At 69.6% G+C, this 19477-nt stretch carries 16 protein-coding genes; 10 read left to right on the forward strand and 6 right to left on the reverse strand.

Annotated features, from left to right (window positions below; genetic code table 11):
* Positions 1 to 3: 3 nt before the first annotated feature.
* Together cysK and POL25_RS39250 are read right to left on the reverse strand one after the other, a co-directional pair.
* Positions 4 to 951, reverse strand: coding sequence for a cysteine synthase A (gene cysK / locus POL25_RS39245; protein ID WP_272091529.1), 948 nt, complete (start codon positions 949 to 951; stop codon positions 4 to 6).
* 15 nt (positions 952 to 966) lie between these two features.
* Positions 967 to 1428, reverse strand: a complete 462-nt coding sequence (locus POL25_RS39250) for an RrF2 family transcriptional regulator (protein ID WP_272091530.1) — start codon at positions 1426 to 1428, stop codon at positions 967 to 969.
* A gap of 320 nt (positions 1429 to 1748) precedes the next feature.
* Here POL25_RS39250 and efp point away from each other — a divergent pair, with 320 nt between their 5' ends.
* The 8 genes from efp (at position 1749) to POL25_RS39290 (ending at position 12063) form a co-directional block, all read left to right on the forward strand.
* Positions 1749 to 2309, forward strand: a complete 561-nt coding sequence (efp, locus tag POL25_RS39255; RefSeq protein WP_272091531.1) for an elongation factor P — start codon at positions 1749 to 1751, stop codon at positions 2307 to 2309.
* A 7-nt stretch (positions 2310 to 2316) separates the two neighbouring features.
* Entirely contained in the window at positions 2317 to 3318 is a 1002-nt protein-coding gene (locus POL25_RS39260) for an amino acid--tRNA ligase-related protein (protein WP_272091532.1), read from the forward strand.
* A 347-nt stretch (positions 3319 to 3665) separates the two neighbouring features.
* A complete protein-coding gene (locus POL25_RS39265; protein ID WP_272091533.1) occupies positions 3666 to 4739 on the forward strand; it encodes a tetratricopeptide repeat protein in 1074 nt (357 codons plus the stop codon).
* 50 nt (positions 4740 to 4789) lie between these two features.
* On the forward strand, positions 4790 to 5593 hold the full coding sequence (locus POL25_RS39270; protein WP_272091534.1) for an energy transducer TonB: 804 nt from the start codon (positions 4790 to 4792) through the stop codon (positions 5591 to 5593).
* A gap of 345 nt (positions 5594 to 5938) precedes the next feature.
* On the forward strand, positions 5939 to 6676 hold the full coding sequence (locus POL25_RS39275) for a MotA/TolQ/ExbB proton channel family protein (RefSeq protein ID WP_272091535.1): 738 nt from the start codon (positions 5939 to 5941) through the stop codon (positions 6674 to 6676).
* Positions 6676 to 7203, forward strand: a complete 528-nt coding sequence (locus POL25_RS39280; protein WP_272091536.1) for an ExbD/TolR family protein — start codon at positions 6676 to 6678, stop codon at positions 7201 to 7203. The genes POL25_RS39275 and POL25_RS39280 overlap by 1 nt, the downstream gene beginning before the upstream one ends.
* 268 nt (positions 7204 to 7471) lie before the next feature.
* Complete coding sequence (locus POL25_RS39285) at positions 7472 to 7918, forward strand: ExbD/TolR family protein (RefSeq protein WP_272091537.1); 447 nt, start codon at positions 7472 to 7474, stop codon at positions 7916 to 7918.
* 59 nt (positions 7919 to 7977) lie between these two features.
* A complete protein-coding gene (locus POL25_RS39290) occupies positions 7978 to 12063 on the forward strand; it encodes a thrombospondin type 3 repeat-containing protein (RefSeq protein WP_272091538.1) in 4086 nt (1361 codons plus the stop codon).
* Between the two features lie 138 nt (positions 12064 to 12201).
* On the opposite strand, the gene POL25_RS39295 is transcribed toward POL25_RS39290, so the two are convergent.
* A complete protein-coding gene (locus POL25_RS39295; protein ID WP_272091539.1) occupies positions 12202 to 12945 on the reverse strand; it encodes a hypothetical protein in 744 nt (247 codons plus the stop codon).
* 164 nt (positions 12946 to 13109) lie between these two features.
* Between POL25_RS39295 and POL25_RS39300 the strand changes: the two genes are divergently transcribed.
* Entirely contained in the window at positions 13110 to 14006 is an 897-nt protein-coding gene (locus tag POL25_RS39300; protein ID WP_272091540.1) for a hypothetical protein, read from the forward strand.
* Between the two features lie 192 nt (positions 14007 to 14198).
* On the opposite strand, the gene POL25_RS39305 is transcribed toward POL25_RS39300, so the two are convergent.
* Together POL25_RS39305 and POL25_RS39310 are read right to left on the reverse strand one after the other, a co-directional pair.
* On the reverse strand, positions 14199 to 15467 hold the full coding sequence (locus POL25_RS39305; RefSeq protein WP_272091541.1) for a sensor histidine kinase: 1269 nt from the start codon (positions 15465 to 15467) through the stop codon (positions 14199 to 14201).
* Between the two features lie 129 nt (positions 15468 to 15596).
* Positions 15597 to 16463 carry a hypothetical protein gene (locus POL25_RS39310; RefSeq protein WP_272091542.1) on the reverse strand — a complete coding sequence of 289 codons (867 nt, stop codon included), beginning with the start codon at positions 16461 to 16463 and terminating at the stop codon, positions 15597 to 15599.
* Positions 16464 to 16566: 103 nt separating this feature from the next.
* On the opposite strand from POL25_RS39310, the gene POL25_RS39315 reads away from it, so the two are divergent.
* Positions 16567 to 17373 (forward strand): hypothetical protein, encoded by an 807-nt coding sequence (locus POL25_RS39315; protein ID WP_272091543.1) that lies wholly within the window; start codon positions 16567 to 16569, stop codon positions 17371 to 17373.
* A gap of 99 nt (positions 17374 to 17472) precedes the next feature.
* On the opposite strand, the gene sppA is transcribed toward POL25_RS39315, so the two are convergent.
* Positions 17473 to 19413 (reverse strand): signal peptide peptidase SppA, encoded by a 1941-nt coding sequence (gene sppA / locus POL25_RS39320; protein ID WP_272091544.1) that lies wholly within the window; start codon positions 19411 to 19413, stop codon positions 17473 to 17475.
* Positions 19414 to 19477 lie beyond the last annotated feature (64 nt).

The following is a 19477-nucleotide window of genomic DNA, read 5'->3' on the forward strand; positions in this document are numbered from 1 at the left end:
GCCTCAGGCGCCCGCGGGCGCGGCGAACTGCTCGTCGAGCGAGAAGTAGCGCTCGCCGGTGTCGCAGAGGATCGTGACGACGTCCTTGTCGGGCCCGAGCTCGGCCGCGAGCGCGAGCGCGGCCACCATCGCGGCGCCGGCGGAGATGCCGACGAGCAGGCCCTCCTCACGGGCGAGCCGCTGCTTCATGTGCCAGGCCTCTTCGTCGCCGATCCGCGCGACGCGATCGAAGACGCGGGTGTTGAGCACGGGGGGGACGAAGCCGGCGCCGATGCCCTGGATCTTGTGCGGGCCGGAGACGCCCCCGCTGAGCACCGGGCTGCGATCGGGCTCGACCGCGACGATGAGCACGTCGGGCCAGCGCGCGCGCAGGACCTCGCCGACGCCGGTGAGCGTGCCGCCCGTGCCGACGGCGGCGACGAAGCCGTCGACCCGGCGATCGCCGAGCTGGGCCATCAGCTCGAGCGCGGTGGTCCGGCGGTGCATCTCCGGGTTGGCCGGGTTCTCGAACTGGTGGAGCATGACGTGACCTGGCCTTTGGCACAGCTCACGCGCGCGGGCGACGGCGCCCTCCATCCACTCGCTCTCGGGGGTCAGCACGATCTCGGCGCCGTAGGCCTTGAGCAGGTTGCGGCGCTCGAGGCTCATGCACTCGGGCATGGTGAGGATCAGCCGGTAGCCCTTGACCGCGGCGACCAGCGCGAGGCCGATGCCGGTGTTGCCGCTGGTCGGCTCGACGAGGACGCTCTCGCCGGGACGGATCTGGCCGCGCGCCTCGGCGGCCTCGATCATGGCCAGGGCGATGCGGTCCTTGACCGAGCCGCCCGGGTTCAACATCTCGCACTTGCCCCACACGGTGGCGTGGGCGTCGCCGGCGTGGAGCTTGCGGATCCGGACCAGCGGCGTGTTGCCGATCAGGCCCAGGATGTCGTCGACGCAGACCGGCGGCATGCGAAGATCGGCGGCTCAGATGATGAAGTCGGTCGAGCGGCGACGGAAGCTGTCGCGCGCCTCGCCGAGCAGCTGCTCGAGGCTGAGCTGCCCCACCGCGGCCTCGAAGCGGGCGTCGACCGAGCGCTCGACGATCCGCGTGATCTCGTCCTGCGGATCCCCGGTGACAGGGCCGCTGCTGGTGGGGGTCGACAGCGCCTGCAGCACCTCGGCGATCGAGATGTCGGCGGCGGGGCGGGCCAATTTGTAGCCGCCGCGCGGGCCGCGCTTGCCCACCACGAAGCCCGCCTTGCGGAGTTCACCGATGATTTCCTCCAAATACCGCGAGGGAATCGCCTGTTGCTCCGCGATGACGTGGGCCGAGGCGTATCCCCGGTGAGCGACATGGCAAAGGGCGCGCAGGCCGTATCGGGCTTTGGTCGTAAGCTGCATTTTCCGGTGGGCCTTGATGAAAAGTCTGGGCCCGGACTTTGCCACAACTTCCCCACGTTCGTCATGGAATTCTCGCGGGAAAACAGTGGTGCAGGGACCCCGTTCGCATACCCTTTCACCGTTTAAAATTCGGGAAATTAGCGGGCGTCCGCGCGCAGGCTGGGTCTGCGCTGGTCTCGTGGGCAAATGGGTGAAAACGCGCGCCAGTCGGGGAGATCCGCGGGACCCAACCGGGATCCGCCTTGCGCGAACCTCGCAGAAATGCGCAGGTGGCGCGACGGCGAGCGACGAGACTTCTCTCGGGCGGCCCCGGCGGCGATCGCCGTTGACACGGAGGCCATGGAGGTACTACCCACCGCACGCCCATGGACGTCTCCGAACTCCGCAAGAACGCAAAGGTCCAGCTCGACGGCCACCCCTACGTCGTCGTCGAATTCTTGTTCGTCAAGCCGGGCAAGGGGCAGGGGCTCTACAAGTGCAAGCTCAAGAACATGATCACCGGCGCGGTCCTCGATCGGACCTGGCGCTCGGGTGAGCGGTTCGATCCGGCCAACGTCGAGTCGCGCAAGATGCAGTACCTGTTCAAGGACCAGAACGGGTTCACCTTCATGGACAACGAGAGCTACGAGCAGGTCGCCCTCGCCGACGAGATCGTCGGCGACGACTCGGCCTTCTTGCTCGACCAGATCGCGGTCGACGTCCTCTTCTACAACGACCGTCCGGTCGGCGTGACGCTGCCCAGCCACATCGTCATGACCATCACCGAGTGCGAGCCGGGCGTGAAGGGCGACACCGCCACCAACGCGACCAAGAACGCGACCGTCGAGACCGGCCACAAGATCCAGGTCCCGCTGTTCATCCGCGAGGGTGACAAGGTCAAGATCGACACGCGCACCGGCTCCTACGTCGAGCGCATCAACACCTAGTCGTTCGATGGCGGCCGAGCTCGGCGGGCTCGCGTGGCCCGCCCGCGTACAGATCTGGGACGCCGCGTTGGCCGCCGTGCGCGGCTATTTTCGCGAGGCGGGCCTGCGCGAGGTCAGCACGCCGGTGCGCGTGCCCGCGGTCGCGGTCGAGCCGTTCATCGAGCCGATCGCCGCGCCGCCGGGCCTGCTGGCGACCAGCCCCGAGCTGGCGATGAAGCGGCTGCTGGTGCGCGGCAGCGGGCCGATCTTTCAGATCGCCCACGTGTTCCGTCGCGCCGAGGTCGGCGATCGTCACAGCGAAGAGTTCCACCTCGTCGAGTGGTACCGCCTCGGCGCCGATCTCGATCCGCTGCTCGCCGACGTCGAGGCGCTCGTAGCCCGGGTGTTCGCTGCGACAGGTACGAACGGACATGTCCCGAAGACCTGGCAGCGCGCGCGCTTCGGCGACGTGGTGACCGCGACCTGCGGCGCGCGCCTGCGCGGCGACGAGGGGCCCGACGCCTTGGTGGCCGCGCTGCCGCCGGCGCTGGCCGCCGAGGTGGTCGCGGCGCTGGTGCCGGCCGCGGGCGCGGACCCGGCGGCGCGGACCCTGATGGCGTGGACGGCTTTCTTTACTGCCTGGTCGGACATGTTCTTCGAGACATGGCTGAAAGGACATGAAGGTACGCACCTGGTCGACTTCCCGGCGCCGCTCGCGGCGCTGGCGGTGACCGACCCGGAGCGGCCGTGGCTGGCGCGGCGGGCCGAGTGCCACGTCGGCGGGCTGGAGATCGCCAACGGCTACGTCGAGCTGCGCGACGCCGACGAGCAGCGGCGTCGGTTCGCGGCGGTCAACGAGCTGCGGCGGGCCCACGGCTCGGCGGCGCTGCCGATCGACGACGAATTCCTGACCGAGCTGCCCGGGCTGCCGCCGTGCGCCGGGATCGCTCTCGGCCTCGACCGCCTGATCACCCTCGCAGCCTGCCGCACGCGCCTCGCCGACGTCTCGCTCGCCCTCGCTGGCGGGTGAGAAGACCCGATGCAGAAGGGGCTCGGGCGATCCACGGGCGCGAGCCTCGAGTGACTTGGTGTTCGGGGCAGGGGCGGGCGCCGGCGGCGACCCCTGGCGGCACACCGCGACACCCTCGGCCTGCGGCGGCGATGCGGCGAGGGGGAGCGGCTCGCGCTGGACGGATGGCTAGGGCCGCGGGGATCCGCAGATCGGACCGAGTTCGGACGCCGGACCGTGCAGGCCGCCTCGCACGTGCGCCGTGGCCTTGCGGCCCCGCCGCCAGGACCGGAGGTCGGCCCGCGGTCGCGCTCGGAACCGCGGGGCGTCTTGAACTCCCCTCACATGTCTGTACACTGGCGCTCTCCATGCGTCCGATTCTCGCCGCAGTTGCCGCGTGTGCCCTGTTCCTGGCGCCCGGCTGCACCAAGATCGCCGCGCGCGACTTCATCCGCGAGGGAAACACCCTCTACGCCAACGGGCAGTATCGCGAGGCGATCGAGAAGTACAACGAGGCCGAGAAGCTGGAGCCCGACCTGGTCACGCTGTTCTGGAACCGCGCCTGCGCGGCCGAGAGCATCGTCCTCAAGATCAAGGATCCGAACCAGCTCGCCGATCGCAAGGTCTTCACCGACCTCGCGCTGTCGGACTTCAAGACCTGGCTCGACCGCGCCGGCAACGAGGTGACCGAAGACGACCGCGCGGCGTACCTCAACCACCGGCTCGCGCTGCTCGACGCCGACGAGCGCTGCGACGACCTGCTGTCCTACTTCCTCGAGCAGCACAACAAGAACTCGAAGGAAGAGGGCTGGTACACGCGCATCGCCAAGCAGTACGAAACCTGCGGGCGCACCAAGGACGCCGACGAGTGGTTCGTCAAGCGCACGGTCGACTTCCCGACCAGCGTGCGCGCCTACCTCTCGCTGGCGATCCGCAAGCTCGAGCGGCTCTACCCCGAGCCCGACAGCGGCGTGCAGTACAACACCAACTTGTCGGAGGAAGAGCGCCTGGCGCTCGCCAACGAGGCGATCGCCCTCCTCGACAAGGCGACGATGATCGACCACAAGTTCATCGAGGCGTACATCTACCGGTCGATCGCGTACACCCAGCGGCAGCTGGCGCGGCGCTACGGCGACGATCCGACGCAGAACACCGCCTACGAGAACCTCAACCTGATCCTCGCGCGCGAGGACGGCATGTCGGCGTGGCGGCAGCAGAAGGCGATCTGCGACATCAAGGTCGAGCCCGAGTGCCCGACTGACAAGGCGCCGGAGGGCCCGTGCTGCATGCTGGCGCCGCGCCCGATCTCCCCCGAAGAAGAGGCTTCCGACGCCGAGCGCAAGAAGGCGATCGAGGAGGAGATCCGGGTGCTCGAGAGCGGCGCCACGCCGGAGCCGGTCAAGGGCAAGGGCAAGAAGGTCAAGGGGCAGGGCAGCAAGTAGTCGCGGCGCCCGCTTCGCACGCGGGCGTTCGGGGCCAGTGAGACCGCACCATGTTTGAACACTATCTCACGTACCAAAAGTCCGACCCCAAGCGTCAGCGCCGGATCGCGATCGCTTCGGTCGTGTCGGGCACGCTCACCTTCTCCGGCATCATCTTCGTCTGGGCCGCGAACAAGATGAACATCACCAAGGTGGACCCGCCGACGGTCCAGTTCTTGATGGTGCAGATGAGCGCCGAGGAGGCCGCGCCGCCTCCACCTCCGCCTCCGCCGCCCGCCGCGGCCGAGACCCAGGAGGAAGAGGAGAAGGAAGAGATCCCCGAGGAGGACGTCCCGGAGGAGATCGTTCAGCCGAAGGAGACGCCCGACAAGGTGCCCGACGTGAAGAAGACGGCGGGCGGCCCCAAGACCAATTCGGTGCCCGGCGGCGTGCCCGGCGGCGTGCCCGGCGGTGTGCCCGGCGGCGTGCTGGGCGGTGTGCTGGGCGGTCAGCTCGGCGGCCAGCTCGGCGGCGTGGCGACCAAGCGCGACGCGACCCAGGCGGTCGCGCCGAAGCCGATCGCGGTGGTCATGGGCAACGCCATCTACAAGCCCGATCCCGAGAGCAACAAGCTCGCCGCGACCAAGGCCGGCATGTTCGACAAGCGGCCCGGCACCGTCACGATCTTCTTCTGCGTCGACGTCGACGGCAAGACGACCGAAGTGAAGACCAAGAAGAAGTTCCCCCACAACGACCCCAAGGTCGACGAAATCTGCCGCGACACGGTCAAGAAGTGGCGCTTCAAGCCCTTCATGGTCGGCGGCAAGGCGACCAAGGTGTGCTCCGAGGTCGACTTCAACATCAAGTTCAACTGACTTCAGGGCCCTCCGGGCTCGAGCGCCACCGCCTCCGGGCCTGAGCGCTCCACGGTCTACCGGCCCTGGTCCTCGCCGGCGCGACCTCAAGACTTCTGGCCTCGCGGCTCCACCCGCCGGCCCCGCCAAGACCCCAATACAAGGCCCTTCGGGCCTGATCCACTGCACGGCCCTCCGGGCCTGATCCACTGCACGGCCCTCCGGGCCTGATCCACTGCACGGCCCTCCGGGCCTGATCCACTGCACGGCCCTCCGGGCCTGATCCACTGCACGGCCCTCCGGGCCTGATCCACCGCACGGCCTTCAGGCCCTCAGCCGACCCCAACGAGAAGACAGGCATCCGACATGGAGCTCATCGACATCACCACGCTACTCGCCAACACCGGCGGCACGGACTTCTCCCTCGCAGGCATGTGGGAGCAGATGGGCATCTTCGCCAAGGTCATCTTGGTGTTGCTCATGCTCATGTTCCTGCTGTCTCTGGCGATCGTGCTCGAGCGCCTGCGGGCTTACTCGCGGTCGCGGCGGCACTCGATCCAGTACATCATGCTGCTGCGCAACTTCTTGCAGGAGCGCAAGCTGCAAGAGGCGGTCGCGGCGGCGCAGACCCACGGCGACAGCCCGCTGGCCAAGGTCGTCGGCGCCGGTCTGAACGAGTACATCAAGGGCATGGAGGCCCTCAACGAGGAGGGTCCCGAGGATGTCGGCGACTTCGACCTCGTCGACGCGGTCAACCGCCAGCTCGAGCGCGCCAAGGAGCGTGAGACGGCCAACCTCAAGCGCGGCCTGACCTCGCTGGCGACCGTCGGCACCACCGCCCCGTTCGTCGGCCTCCTCGGCACCGTGGTCGGCATCATCAACTCGTTCCAGGGCATCTCGTCCGACGGCGGCGGCGGTCTGTCGTCGGTCGCCGGCGGGATCTCCGAGGCCCTCGTCGCCACCGCGGTGGGCCTCCTCGTCGCCATCCCGGCGGTCGTGATGTTCAACTCCTTCAACGCGCGGGTCGAGGGCTTCCAGATCGACATGAACGACGTGGCGTCGGAGCTCATCGACTTCGTCCTCAAGGAAGGGCGCTACCCCTGATGTCCGCTTCCACGAGCCCTCGCCGCGGGGGCAAGGGCGGCAAGCACCGGCGGCACGTCGCGTACAAGAGCGACCACGGCATTCAGCCGGCGCAGGCCAACAGCGACATCAACGTCACCCCGCTGGTCGACGTCTGCCTGGTGCTCCTCATCATCTTCATGGTGGTGACGCCGATGCTCGGGCGCGGCGTGGCGGTCCAGCTGCCGACGCTGACCACCGCGACGATGCACAAGGAGGGCGACCAGGTGTTCGTCTCGGTCAACGACGACGGCGCCTGGGTCGAGACGGACATGTACACGGACAAAGAGCCGTTCCTCGCCCGTCTCGAGGAGGACCTCAAGATCGCCTCCGGCAAGGCGATGGCCAACGACTATACGGGCCCGATCCTGTTCGTCAAAGGCGACAAGGGCACCGAGTGGGGCCGGATCAAGACAGTCATGGAGTGGATCACGGGGTCCAACGCCCAGATGCAGGACGTGGCCCTCGTGGTCGAGGTTGCCAATCAGTCGGGTCCACCCCCGACCTGAGCGTCCGTGATGCTGCGGCCGGGCGAGCGGCCGGGCTGTCGGCGATGCCTCCAGGCGCTCGCGCCACCGACCCCGAGTTGTTCGCCGCGTCACCGAACCCGCCATCGCCGAGCTCCCCGCGTCCGAACTCCGTCCGAACCAAAGCCCGCTCAAACCCCGCGGCGCGACCCTCCCCAGGGCGCGCCGCTTGCGTTTTTCCTATCCCTCCGCGGCAAACGGCGGTAGGCTAATTATCAGCGCGAGCCCTCGGCGGCCGCGAAGGATCACCATGAGCATGTCCGCAGGTGGCTCCAAAAAGGGAGCCCAGAGCGATATCAACGTCACTCCGCTCGTCGACGTCTGTCTCGTGCTGCTCATCATCTTCATGGTGATGCTGCCGAAGAACGTGCCCGAGCTTTCGGTCAAGGTGCCGCCCGAGAGCAAGACGCGGCAGAAGCCGCAGCCCGAGAGTGAGAACCTCGTCCTCGGTCTGACGAAAGACGGGGCCATCACGATCAACCGGACGCCGGTCGACAAGGCGAGCCTCAAGGACACGCTGGAGAACCAGCTCAAGTTCCGCGACAAGAAGGTCATCTTCGTCAACTTCGACGATGACGCCGTCTACGGGCTCGCGGTCGAGGTGCTCGACATCGCCAAGCACTCCGGCGCTGACGTGCTCGGCATCATGAAGAACAAGGACAAGCCGACTCCGGACAGCTTGCGGCAGAAAACCTAACCGACTCGATGAGCAGGACCGACGCCATGCGTAAAAACCTCCTCCGAAGCATTCCCCGCTTGTCGCGCCCGATTCACCGCGGCGACGCCGGCTCTGGCGCCTGGGCGCTGGCCGTGTTCGCTGTGTTCGGCGCCTCGACGGTGTTGAGCGGCTGTGTGACCGACCCCGATTGCGGCGTCTGTGACCCCGAGAACCTGATCCTCGAGACCGTCGCGGGCGTCAATTATGCCGGCAAGGTCGTCAAGCTGCTCGGCCCCGAGTGCGAGGGTCCCGAGTGTCCAGGCGAGATCAAGAACGGCAACTACTTCGTCGAGAAGGTCATCCCCTGTCTGGAGACCGACGCGGCGCTCGAGGCCCCGCGCGGCGCCCAGGAGTGGTGCAAGGTCTCGCCGCTGATCGTCACCGACGGCCTGCAGTTCATCTTCAACAACCTGCTGGATCCGCAGTCGGTCGAGCTCGTCCGCAAGTCGCCGGTCAACCCGCAGCTGTTCGAGGTCTACGACTGGAAGACGAACATCGTCCACCTCGAAGGCCCGATCACGCGCTATAACGGCGACTATCGCCCGGGTTCGCAGACGGCGCCCGACCAGGTGGCGCGCCTCGTCAACCTGGCCTGCATCGACAACCTGAACGAGCAGGGCAAGGGGTTCAACCACGAGAACGTGGCCGACAACTCCTGTGACGGCCTGTTCGTCGACCCGAAGTCGAAGAAGACCATCCCGCTCAAGATGCGGGTGGCCGAAGAGGTCAAGACCTACAAGGGCGAGACCGACGCGCGCCGCGCCTCGCAGTCGTGCACGACCCCGCAGGACGGCGTCGACACCTGCTGCGACGCGTGTGACTACGAGCTCGCGGTCAACATCGCCAAGTACGGCACGACCACGCCGGTCCCGGCCAGCCAGGAGGCCAACAGCAACCAGCTGCGCAGCCCCAACGCCGGCAACGCGCTCACCTGCGATCTGATGGGCGACAAGTTCGCGCAGTGCCGCGACTTCATCCCGTACGTGAACCGGACCGAGGAGGTCCGCGAGTACTCGTACGACTGGACCGACGGCAAGCAGACCTTCCGCGTGCCGCTGCAGGACAAGCTGCGCGAGACGCATCCCGACGAGCGCCCGCCCGGCCTCGAGCAGCTCAACATCCGCTGCGAGACCGACGAGGACTGCGCGGTCAAGCCGTATCCGGCCCTGCCGGGCAGCAACTGCGTCGGCACCAAGAACGGCGCCGCGTGCAGCGGCTCCGATCCGGAGTGCGAGGACAAGTTCTGCCGCGCCGAGTGGTTCGTCGAGTGCCGCGTCGAGACGGCCACCACCGGCGAGCAGGGCTACTGCGTCGACAAGCGCTGGAACGGCAACGGCGTCGCCGCTTGCTTCCAGACCCAGGTCCCGTACCCGATCTGCCGCGACGAGACGTGCACCTCCAAGCAGTCGGAGTCGGCGGACAAGGCCAAGGGCCGCCGCTTCGCCTTCGCCGACTCCGACCTCAGCAACTCGATCTCGGCGCTCGAGGGCTGCCGCGCCGAGCTCAGCAAAGGTGGCCAGGTGCCCGCCGCTTGCGACCCGTACTTCCAGGAAGGCGTCCAGCCGACGAGCCGCTACGACCGCAAGGAGACGCTGCCGAGCGTCGCTCGCAACTGCGTGTGCGAGGAGGATCCGGCGCCCGGTTGCGGCGACCTCGTGGCCTCGCTGTGCCGCGAGGGCGGCGACATCAACAAGCCCTTGATCAAGGAGAAGATCGGGCAGTACGCGATGAAGTTCGTGTCGAAGAACGGCGGCGTGATCTACGACCCGGCGATCAAGGGCGTGCTGTTCTTGCCGGCCGACCTCGGCGCGGTCCCGCGGAGCTTCGCCGAGACCTGCTCGGCGGGCCGGTCCAAGGGCGCCGGTGCGCTCAACATCCGCGACGGCTGGCGCGGCAACGACAACGGGTTCTTCGAGAGCTACGAGAACTTCGATCGCGCGATGTGCTCGAGCTCGACCTACAAGATCGTCTTCAACGACGAGTCGACGAAGAACGAGACGACCGGCGGCATCGCCCAATACATCCGCGACAAGGTCGGCAACACGCTGCGGGACAAGGCGACCTACGTCATCCACACGCCCGACTTCCACGTCGTCCCGGGCAGCGGCTTCCCGACCAACAACCTGCGCATCGGCGCGTGCGACGACTTCGAGCTGCGCTTCTCGAACAAGTACGACATGAGCCCGTCGAACTTGCTGAAGCTGCAGATCATCGAGCTCGGCGGCACCGACGAAGAGCCGGTCGAGGGCAAGGTGATCGCGGGCGGCCCCGGTTGCGCCAAGACGGCCGAGGACCTCGAGGCCGGCGTCGGCAGCGTGCCGTGCCTGTCGGTCAACGTCCGCGACCAGGACATCGGGTCGGTCCGCGTCGAGATCGACGCCAAGGAGTTCGGCGCCATCCTGCAGCCGAATTCCAGCGACAACCCGATCCGCTACCGCTTCAAGGTCCCGGGCCTCACGCTCGCCGACGGCGAGGACGTGTTCGAGGCGATGAAGAACCGCCCGGCCGACTACGCGGCGGCGTTCTGGGACGCGTGCGGCATGCCGCTCGTGCTCGGCATGCCGAAGGTCGACGGCGACGGGAACGTGGCGAAGGGTGGCAAGGCCGCCTCGCCGGACTTCTGGTACGACTTCGAGATCGACTCGCCGAAGTGCAAGGAGGACGAGGACCTCGACGGCTTCCCGTTCTCCTGCGACAACGCGCCCGACGACTTCAACCCGGACCAGGTCAACAGCGACGGCGACGAGGCCGGCGACGTGGTCGACCTGTGCCCGACGGTGGCGACGATGAACCCGTTTGCCGACACCGACAAGGACGGCATCGGCAACGAGTGCGACTTCTGCACCCGCCCGGTGGCCACCTACAACAAGAACGCGGCGGCGGCCTCGGCCTCGGAGAAGATGAAGGTCCGCAACATCCCGGACCAGTCCGACTTCGACCGCGACGGCATCGGCGACGTCTGCGACAACTGCATCACCGTGGCCAACTGCGGCGACTTCGGCGAGGGTGGCAACAAGAAGCCGGCCAAGATCGGCGACCCCGTCCCGTTCAACAACGACAGCCAGTGCCAGGTCGACATCGACGCCAACCCGTTCATCGGTGACGCGTGCGTCGGGCTGATTACGATGCCCGAGATGGGCGCGGCGGGCCCGGTCGGCTTCGGCCTCGAGGACGACTTCGACCAGGACGGCGTCGCCAACAAGGACGACAGGTGCCCGCGCCAGCGTGTCAAGGCGTGCACTGAGGACGCGGAGTGCGGCGGCGAGGACGTGACCTGCGCAGCCGGGTTCTGCAGCAACCACTCGGACTTCGACGGCGACGACGTCGGCGACATCTGCGACACCTGTCCGTTCGATCAGAACCCGCAGCAGGTCCAGATGGGCATGTCGGAGGAGAACGACCTCGACGGCGACTTCGTCGGCTTCAACTGCGAGACCAACAACGAGTGCTTCGACCGTCCGGACGCGCGCCCGATCGCGTTCTACGACAAGGTCGCGCCCTCGGGCATGTGCTGCACGACGGTGTTCCCGGTCGACACGCTCGACGCCCCGCGCCTGATGCCCGACGGCGAGCCGCTCGAACGCGACGAAGTCGAGCGCCTGATGATGGAGTACCAGGCCGCGCGGGAGGCGTGGGCGATGGCGATGGACGGCTCCGAGCCGCCGCTCCCGCCGCTGTTCGTCCCGCTCAAGGCCGACTGCGGCGGCGAGGGGCCCGACAAGTGCCGCCAGCTGCCGCCGAAGGTCCTCGGCATCCACGGCGTCGTCAACCTGCCGCCCGGCTGCGCCGAGGCCGGTCAGCCGCTCAACCTCGACAGCCCGAGCATCAACGGCAACGCCGACGAGCTCTACAAGTTCATGTGCACGCTGCCGCAGCGCGACCAGGACTTCGACGGCATCGGCGACGAGTGCGATCTGTGCCAGTTCTCGTTCGACCCCGACAACACCCTGTACAAGGACCAGAACAACAAGGTGTGGCCGCAGTACGGCCAGTACTGCAGCGGCGTGTGGGCCGTCGACGTGGCGCCCCGCCTGCTCTCGCAGTGCGGTGACCTGTCCGAGGACGTGGGCATGACCACGACCGACACCACGACCGGTGGCATGACCACGACCACCGGCGGCTGAGTCGTCTCCGCGACGCGCTCGACGAAGAAGGGGCCGCCCTGCGCGGCCCCTTCTTTTTTGCGCGTGCAACGTCCGACGCGCTGCCCGAGCGAAGCGCCGGTTACGGCGCTTCGCTTCACGGCGGTCGCGTCTCGCGGTTCAGATCGACACGGCGGGCTCGAAGCGCCAGACGGCGCGCAGGTCACCGTCGGCGTTGCGCGCGGCGATCTCGGCCGCGACCTGCTCGAGCTCGTCGGCGGGGCGCGGGGCGCCGTCGTAGAACAATCGACCCTGGCCACCCTCGGCGTCCGGCTCGAACCAGCAGTCGAGGTCGTCGAGGGTGAGGATGTGGCCGCGACGGAGCCGGGACGCGATGTTCTCGGCGGTGAGGCCGTCGTCGAATTCCTCGCGCAGCTTGCCGAGCCGGCGTGCCTCCTCACTGAGCCCGGCGAGGTCGCCGGCGACCACGGCGTGCAACTCCCCGAGCGCGCGCAGGCCGTCGATCTCGCCCTCGCCGCCCCAGAAGCGGCCGCGGACGTAGAGGTAGGGCGGGGCCATCACGCCGGTCACGCCGGCGATCTGGCGGGCGGCCTGCGGCTGGTCGTGGAGGTTCATGCGGCGGAAGGGGATGCCTTCGGCGGTGAACACCGCGGTCACGTGATCGGTGGCGGCGTCGCCGGGGTAGCCGAACACGACGACGACGATCGGATCGGACCTGTCCAATGGTTCATCTTGCAGCGCCGCCTCTTCGACGGGCGGCTCGGGGCGGGCCTCGCTGCGGCCCCCGAGCGCCGCGGCGCGCTCCTGCACCTGCTCGATGAGCTTGCGGCTGGTCTCGCGGACACCCTCGGGCAGGTGCTTCTCCGCCATCGATTGCGCCTTGCGCAGCAGATCTCGCAACACCGGGGGACAGTAACGCGAACCCCGGGGGGCGACCAGACGTGGCGGCCTGGCGGGCGCGACGGGACAGGCGGTGCGGCGCCCAGGAATTTTCGCGCACCGCGGGCAGGCCGCGCCGAAACCCGCCGGCCCTCGCCGATCCGTGGTATGCATCTGCCTCGCGCCCGATGTTGCGGCTCACGCTCCACCTCGTGCTCGCGGCCAACTTCGCCGTGAGTCCCGTTGCCGGATCCAAGGACAAGCCAGCGTCCAACTGCCGCAACCCGAGCGCCCTCTACGAAGAGGGCCTCAAGGACTACGATCAGAAGTTCACCAGGGCCGCGATCGAGAAGTTCGAAGCGGCCCACCGGTGCTCGAAGAACCCGCTGATCCTCTACAACATCGGCCTGGCGTACCAGCGGTTGTACGACGCCGAGCAGCAGCCTGACCTGCTGCACGCGGCCAAGAAGGCGCTGGTCGAGTACGTCGACGCGATCGAGAAGGACCCGACGCTCGGCGCCGACCCCGAAGAGGTGAAGCCGGCGCTGGCCGAGATCGACGCGGAGCTCGAGCGGATCCGTCCGCCCGAGGTCGCGCCCGAGCCCGAGCCGCTGCCGGCGGCGCCCGATCCGGTCGACGATCCGGGCCGGTCGAAGCGGCTGCTCGGCATCGGGTTGATGAGCGGCGGCGGAGCGCTGACGGTGGTGGGCGTGGCGGTTGGCGCCGTGTTCGCCAGCAAGGGCGGCAAGCTGCACGACCAGCTCAACGGTGAGGGCGCCGTCTACGACCAGCTCGAGGCGGGCGGCTGCGGCCTGGCACAGGCCGACGACGTGCAGGGCGCCGACACGATGGCGTGCGACGCCCTCCGCGGCCGACGCGAGGACCTCCGCAGCGACGGCGTACGCGCCAACGGGGTGGCGTTCGGGATGATGGCGGTCGGCGTGGTCGGCCTCGGCCTCATCATCGGCGGCGCGGTGGCGTTCGCCCAGGGCAAGCGCGCCACGTCCGAGTGGGAGTCGAGCCAGCGCGCTCGCGTCCGGGTCCTGCCGACGATGGGCGGGCTGCTGCTGCAGGGGCGCTTCTAGGCGGCTCCGCGCTGGCCGCGACGACGCGATTCGCTCGTGGCAGCTTGATGACGTGATTCGCCGGCCCGGCGCCCAGCCGTTCGGCTCGAGCGTCCCACGTCGTGGCGGCCCTGCTTGGATGTCTCGAAGGACATGCCCATGTCGACATGTCTTCGTGGACATGCCACGAAGGACATGTTCTCACAGACAGGCTCAATCTCGCCGCGGCTCGGCGGTCGGCTCGCCGCGCGGCAGCAGCAGGGTGAAGCTGGACCCGCGGCCGCTCTCGCTGTCGACGACGATGTCGCCGCCGAGCAGGCGGGCGAAGCGGCGGCTGATGGCGAGGCCGAGGCCGGTGCCGCCGAAGCCGTGGCGGGCGTCGTGGACCTGCGAGAAGTCGCGGAACAGCAGCGAAAGCTTGTCGGCGTCGATGCCGATGCCGGTGTCGGCGACGCAGAAGGCGATGAACTCGCGGTCGCCCTCGCGGGCCGCTCGCACCGCCAGCTCGACCTCGCCGCGCGCGGTGAACTTGACCGCATTGCTCAGCAAGTTGAGCAAGATCTGGCGCAGCTTGGTGGCGTCGGTCGTGATGTCCCCGAGGCCAGGTTCGAGCACCATCCGCCAGCGCAGCGGCTTGCCGCGCAGCTGCGGGCGCACGGCCGCCTCCATCTCCTCGGCCAGCGGCGCGACCGCGACCGACTCGCGCCGCAGCTGCGGGACGCCGGCCTCGAGGCGCGCGAGGTCGAGGATGTCCTCGATGACGGCGACGAGGTGGCGGCCGGAGCGGTCGACGGTCTGGATGTCGGGCAGGAGCTGGCCGAGGCCGGCGGCGGTGGCCTCCTCGCGCAGCATCTCGGCGCAGCCGAGGATCGCGTTGAGCGGCGTGCGCAGCTCGTGGCCCATGTTGGCGAGGAAGAGGTCCTTGGCGCGCGCCGCGGTGACGGCCTCGGCGCGGGCGCGGGCGAGGTCGTCCCGCTGCTCGGCGAGCTCGCGCTCGCGGCGATCGAGCTCGAGGCGGACGGCGGCCTGGCGCGCGAGGGCGAGGAGGTCGCGCCGCTGGTCCTCGTCGAAGCGGCGCGGGACGACATCGAGGATGCACAGGCCGGCGATCGCCCGGCCGGCCTCGCCGGGCAGCGACACGCCGACGAGGCTGCGCAGCCGCGGGCAGGCGGCCACCAGCGGATGCGCGGCGAACCGCGGGTCGGCGGCGAGATCTTCGATCTCGAGCGGCTCGTCGCGCGCGAGCACGGCGGTACAAAAGGACAGGTAGCGTGAGGCGTCGCCGTCGCCGAGGCCGAAGCTGCCCGCGAGCCACACGGCGTCCTCGTCGGCGAGGGCGAGCAGGACGATCGGCGCGGCCAGCAGCGTGGCGGCCAGACGCGTGAGATCGGCGAAGGCCTGCTCGCGGTCCGAGCCGACGGGCGCACGCTCCGGCGCGCCCGCACGCGGGACCTCGAGCTCGGACGACGCGACCAACTCCACGGACCTACGATACTCGCCGTCGCGAGCGCAGCAAGCCCTCTTCATCGCCATCTGCTTCGTACGGCTGTCCGCGGCCAGCTGTTCGAGCGATCGGGCGATCGAAGGTTCACGCGACGACTGTCGCAGTCGTCAGAACTTGCCGAGGCGGACGCCGAGAGTGCCGGTCAGGCCGCTGAGGATCCGGTCGCTCGGCCCGCTCCACGGCTGGGCCACGGCGAAGCGATAGCCGCCCGAGAGCACCAGCCGGAGCACGCGGGTCAGCGCGAACGACAGCCCGAGCTCGGGTTCGGCGACGAACATGGCGGCACGATTGACGCAGCGATCGAGCCGCTCGTCGTTGAGGCAGACCCGGCCGCCGCCGATGAGCGCGCCGATTTGGAGCGAGAAGAAACGGACCTGCAACAACGCGACGGCGAGCGTGACGCCGGCGTACTGGGTCCGCATGTTGAAGGTGCGGTCGTCGGAGCGCTGGGCCGGCAGCGGGGTGGCGAGCGCGTGGCCGGCGGCGCCGAACATGAAGCGCTCGTTGACGATGACGGCGAAGTCGGCGCCGAGCATCAGTCCGGGCGAGCGTCCGAAGCCGGTGAGCTTGAAGTTAGGGGCGATGTAGGCGCCGACCTTGGAGTCGCGGACGATGAGCGGCTGACCCTCGGTCCACAGCGGCCCGCGCTTGGGCTCGCGCTTGGCCTTGACCTCGGCCTTTTCGCCTGGCTTTGGGGACATGGTCTCAGGGCCAGGTTTTGAAGGAGCGGAGGTGTCGGGCGGCGCCGGGGTGGCCACGCCGGAGGAGGGCGGCTGCCAGGCCGGGACGCTGGCGGGCTGGGTGAGATCGGGCGGGTTGCCGTCGACCGGCTGGGGCGCGGGCATCGGCGCCAGCGAGGTGGAGCCGCTGCTGCTGGAGTGCGGCGAGGGCGGGGCCTGGACGCCCGCGGCCGCGCGCGCCGGGACGGACAGGAGGGCGAGCGCAGCGAACACGGAAATTGCGCGGGGGGCCATGGGGTGGGGGATACTGTTGCAGGGGCGGCCCCACGAGGCAATCGCGGGCCGCCCGGGAGCCGGCCGGCTTGCCGGTGCGCGCCACCACGGGCAAGATCCGGGCGTGCGTCGCTCTGTCGTGTTCGCTCTGTCCGCCGCGGCCGCGCTGCTCGCGTGCACACCCGAGCCGGCGAGCACGGTCGAGATGCGCCAGACGGTGGTCGAGGTGGTCGACCAGGGCCGGGCGATGGCGATCGAGAACGCCATGGTCGCGCTGGTCGGCAGCATCGACCCGGCCGACAGCCTGGCCCACATCACCGACCAGGTCGCGGCCGGGCTGGCGACGCAGACGCCGTGCGCGGTGGTCAGCCGCCCGGGCGCGGTGGCGCTGCGGGTGTGGTTCGGCAGCAAGGCCGAGCCGTGCCCCTACGCCGGGATCGGCCTCAGCGGGACGATGCGCGTGGTCTACACGCGGCCCGACGGCGACGGCCTGCTGGCGTCGATCTACTACGAGCCGCTGCGCGGCGAGGCGACGCTGCTCGACGGCTTCTCCCAGCTGACGTGGGCGCCCGACGGCAGTCAGCGGCTGGTGACCGAGATCCGGGTCGACACGGCGACCGAGCGGCAGGTGGAGATCCAGTCGGATCGCCTGCTGTCCCACGTCGACGGCGCGCTCAAGGTCGAGGGCTGGCGCCGCTGGCAGACGCTGATGGGCCGCTGGGAGGCCGAGCTCGCCGCGCTGCTGGTCGACGCCGACGAGTTCATGCCGTACTCGGGCCTGGCCGAGGTCGAGACGCCGTTCAACCACTCGATCGTGCTCGACTTCACGCACGAGGCCGGCGGGGCCCAGGTGCGCGCCAACGGCGGCCGCCGCGACCGCCTGTTCGAGGTCACCGCCGAGGGTGACGTGATCGACGTCGGCGACGGTTAGCGGCTGGCGCGTGGGACATGTCCTCGGGGGCATGCCCGCAGGACCATGTTCGTTTAAGCATGTCCTCGGGGTCATGCCCCCGAGGACATGTCCGGGCCGTCAGCGCTGGAGGACCGGCCAGATCAGCGCGGTCTGGATCGGGTCCTCGCGCAGGGCGTCGAGCTGGGCCAGCACGCCGGAGACGGCCGCGAGGCCGCCGGGGCCGAGCGCGACGGCGAGGCTCGGGACCAGGTCGTGCTCGGCGGCGGCGCGGAGCAGGCTGGGGCCGGTGTCGAAGCCCTCGATCAGGTCCTTGAGGGTCGGCTCGGGCGGGTAGACCTCGAGCGCGACCTCGGGGCCGATGCCGGAGAGCTTGCGGGTCTCGGCGAGCGCCTCGGTGAGGCCGCCGAGCTCGTCGACGAGGCCGCGCTCCTTGGCGGCGGCGCCGGTCCACACGCGGCCCTGGGCGATCGCGTGGATGTCGTCGAAGGTCTTGCCGCGGCCGCTGGCGACGCGCTCGACGAAGATCTTGTAGATGTCCTCCATCGTCGCCAGCACGCGGGCTCGCTCGCCCTCGGTCCACGGGGTCATGCCCGACCACATCGCGGCCCGCTTGCCCCTGGTGATCGGGAAGGTGCGGATGCCGACCTTCTCGAGCATGCCGGCGACGGCGATCTTGCCGCCGACCACGCCGATCGAGCCGGTGAGGGTGTTGGCGAGGGCGAAGATCTTGGTCGCGCCGCAGGCGATGTAGTAACCGCCCGACGCGGCCACGCCGCCCATCGACACCACGACCGGCTTCTTCTCCTTGGCCCGCTGGAGCGCGCGCCAGATCTGCTCCGAGGCCATCGCGCTGCCGCCACCGGAGTCGACGCGGAGCAGGATCGCGGCGACGTTGGCGTCGTCGGCGAGGTTGTCGATCGCGGCAGCGAGGGTGCGCCCGGCGATCTGGTTGCGCGCGCCGATGGTGCCCTGGCCGCGGCCGTCGACGATGCTGCCGAGCGCGTAGACGAGGGCGATGTGCGGCTCCTTGGGCCGCTTGGGCGGGACCAGGCCGATGAAGGTCTGCAGCTTCTCCATGTCGAAGCCGCCGCCGCTCGGGCTGTCCTTGAGCTTGACCTGCTTCCACGCGGCGCCGCCGGTGTGCTGGGCGCGGAAGTCTTCGTAGGTGGCGACGCCGTCGACGAGCCCGGCCGCGAGCGCGCCCTCGCTGGTGAACAGGGCCTCGTCGATCTGCTGCGCGACGGTCTCGGGGGCCAGCTCGCGGCCGGCGGCGATGCCCGCCTGCATGGTCAAATAGGCCTGATCGACCACGGCGGCCAGGGTCTCGCGCATCTCCTTCGACGGCTCGGTGCGCGTGAGCGGCTCGGCCGCGCCCTTGAAGGCGCCGACGTGCACGAAGTCGGGGACGACGCCGAGCTTGTCGAGCAGGCCGCGCAGGTGCAGCGGCATGGCCATCGGGCCGGGGATCATGACCTCGCCGACCGGCTGGACGCCGACGGCGTCGCAGGCGCTCATGAGGTAGTAGACGGCGTTGGTCGGGACGTCGGCGTGGCAGACGAGCTTGCGCTTGCCCTCGGCCTTGAAGGCGAGGAAGGCGCCGCGGACCTCCTCGGCGGTGGCCATGTCGAGGCTCACGTCGGTGAAGCGGACCAGCAGGCCCTGGACGTTGGCGTCGGTGGCCAGGCGATCGAGGCGCGTCAGCAGGGCGTGGAGCTCGATGAGGGCGCCGCCGCCGAACAGCGACATCGGCGCGAGCTCGCCGATCTCGCCGCCGAGATCGAGGGTGAGCCAGTGCGGCTTGGCGGCGTCGAAGCCGGGCGACTGGCGCGGCGGGTCGTAGGGGCCGGGGGCGTCGAGCTTGTCGGCGAGCATGCTGCTCAGCGGGCCGAGGTTGGCGAGCGCGCCCGTGGGGGCCGCCGGGGCCGTCGTGGGGGCGACGTCTCGCTTGTCGCCGGCTTCGGCGGGCGGGGTCCGATCGGGCTGGCGATCGCCGCGGCAGGCGGTGGCACACAGGGTGGCGAGGCTGAGCAGGGCGGTGGTGGCTCGCGTGACGCGCAAGGAAATTCCTCCGGGCGATGTGGACCCGGGCCGGACCCGCGGAGTGTCGCGAGCGGACGGCTGG

Source organism: Nannocystis bainbridge (assembly GCF_028368995.1).
GTDB lineage: Bacteria > Myxococcota_A > Polyangia > Nannocystales > Nannocystaceae > Nannocystis > Nannocystis bainbridge.

Excerpts from the sequence above, each read along its gene's own strand:
- POL25_RS39300 (WP_272091540.1), top strand. The coding sequence starts at position 13,110 with ATGTTGCGGCTCACGCTCCACCTCGTGCTCGCGGCCAACTTCGCCGTG.
- POL25_RS39310 (WP_272091542.1), bottom strand. The coding sequence starts at position 16,463 with ATGGCCCCCCGCGCAATTTCCGTGTTCGCTGCGCTCGCCCTCCTGTCC.
- POL25_RS39260 (WP_272091532.1), top strand. The coding sequence starts at position 2,317 with ATGGCGGCCGAGCTCGGCGGGCTCGCGTGGCCCGCCCGCGTACAGATC.
- POL25_RS39280 (WP_272091536.1), top strand. The coding sequence starts at position 6,676 with ATGTCCGCTTCCACGAGCCCTCGCCGCGGGGGCAAGGGCGGCAAGCAC.
- POL25_RS39270 (WP_272091534.1), top strand. The coding sequence starts at position 4,790 with ATGTTTGAACACTATCTCACGTACCAAAAGTCCGACCCCAAGCGTCAG.
- cysK (WP_272091529.1), bottom strand. The coding sequence starts at position 951 with ATGCCGCCGGTCTGCGTCGACGACATCCTGGGCCTGATCGGCAACACG.
- efp (WP_272091531.1), top strand. The coding sequence starts at position 1,749 with ATGGACGTCTCCGAACTCCGCAAGAACGCAAAGGTCCAGCTCGACGGC.
- POL25_RS39285 (WP_272091537.1), top strand. The coding sequence starts at position 7,472 with ATGAGCATGTCCGCAGGTGGCTCCAAAAAGGGAGCCCAGAGCGATATC.
- POL25_RS39265 (WP_272091533.1), top strand. The coding sequence starts at position 3,666 with ATGCGTCCGATTCTCGCCGCAGTTGCCGCGTGTGCCCTGTTCCTGGCG.
- POL25_RS39275 (WP_272091535.1), top strand. The coding sequence starts at position 5,939 with ATGGAGCTCATCGACATCACCACGCTACTCGCCAACACCGGCGGCACG.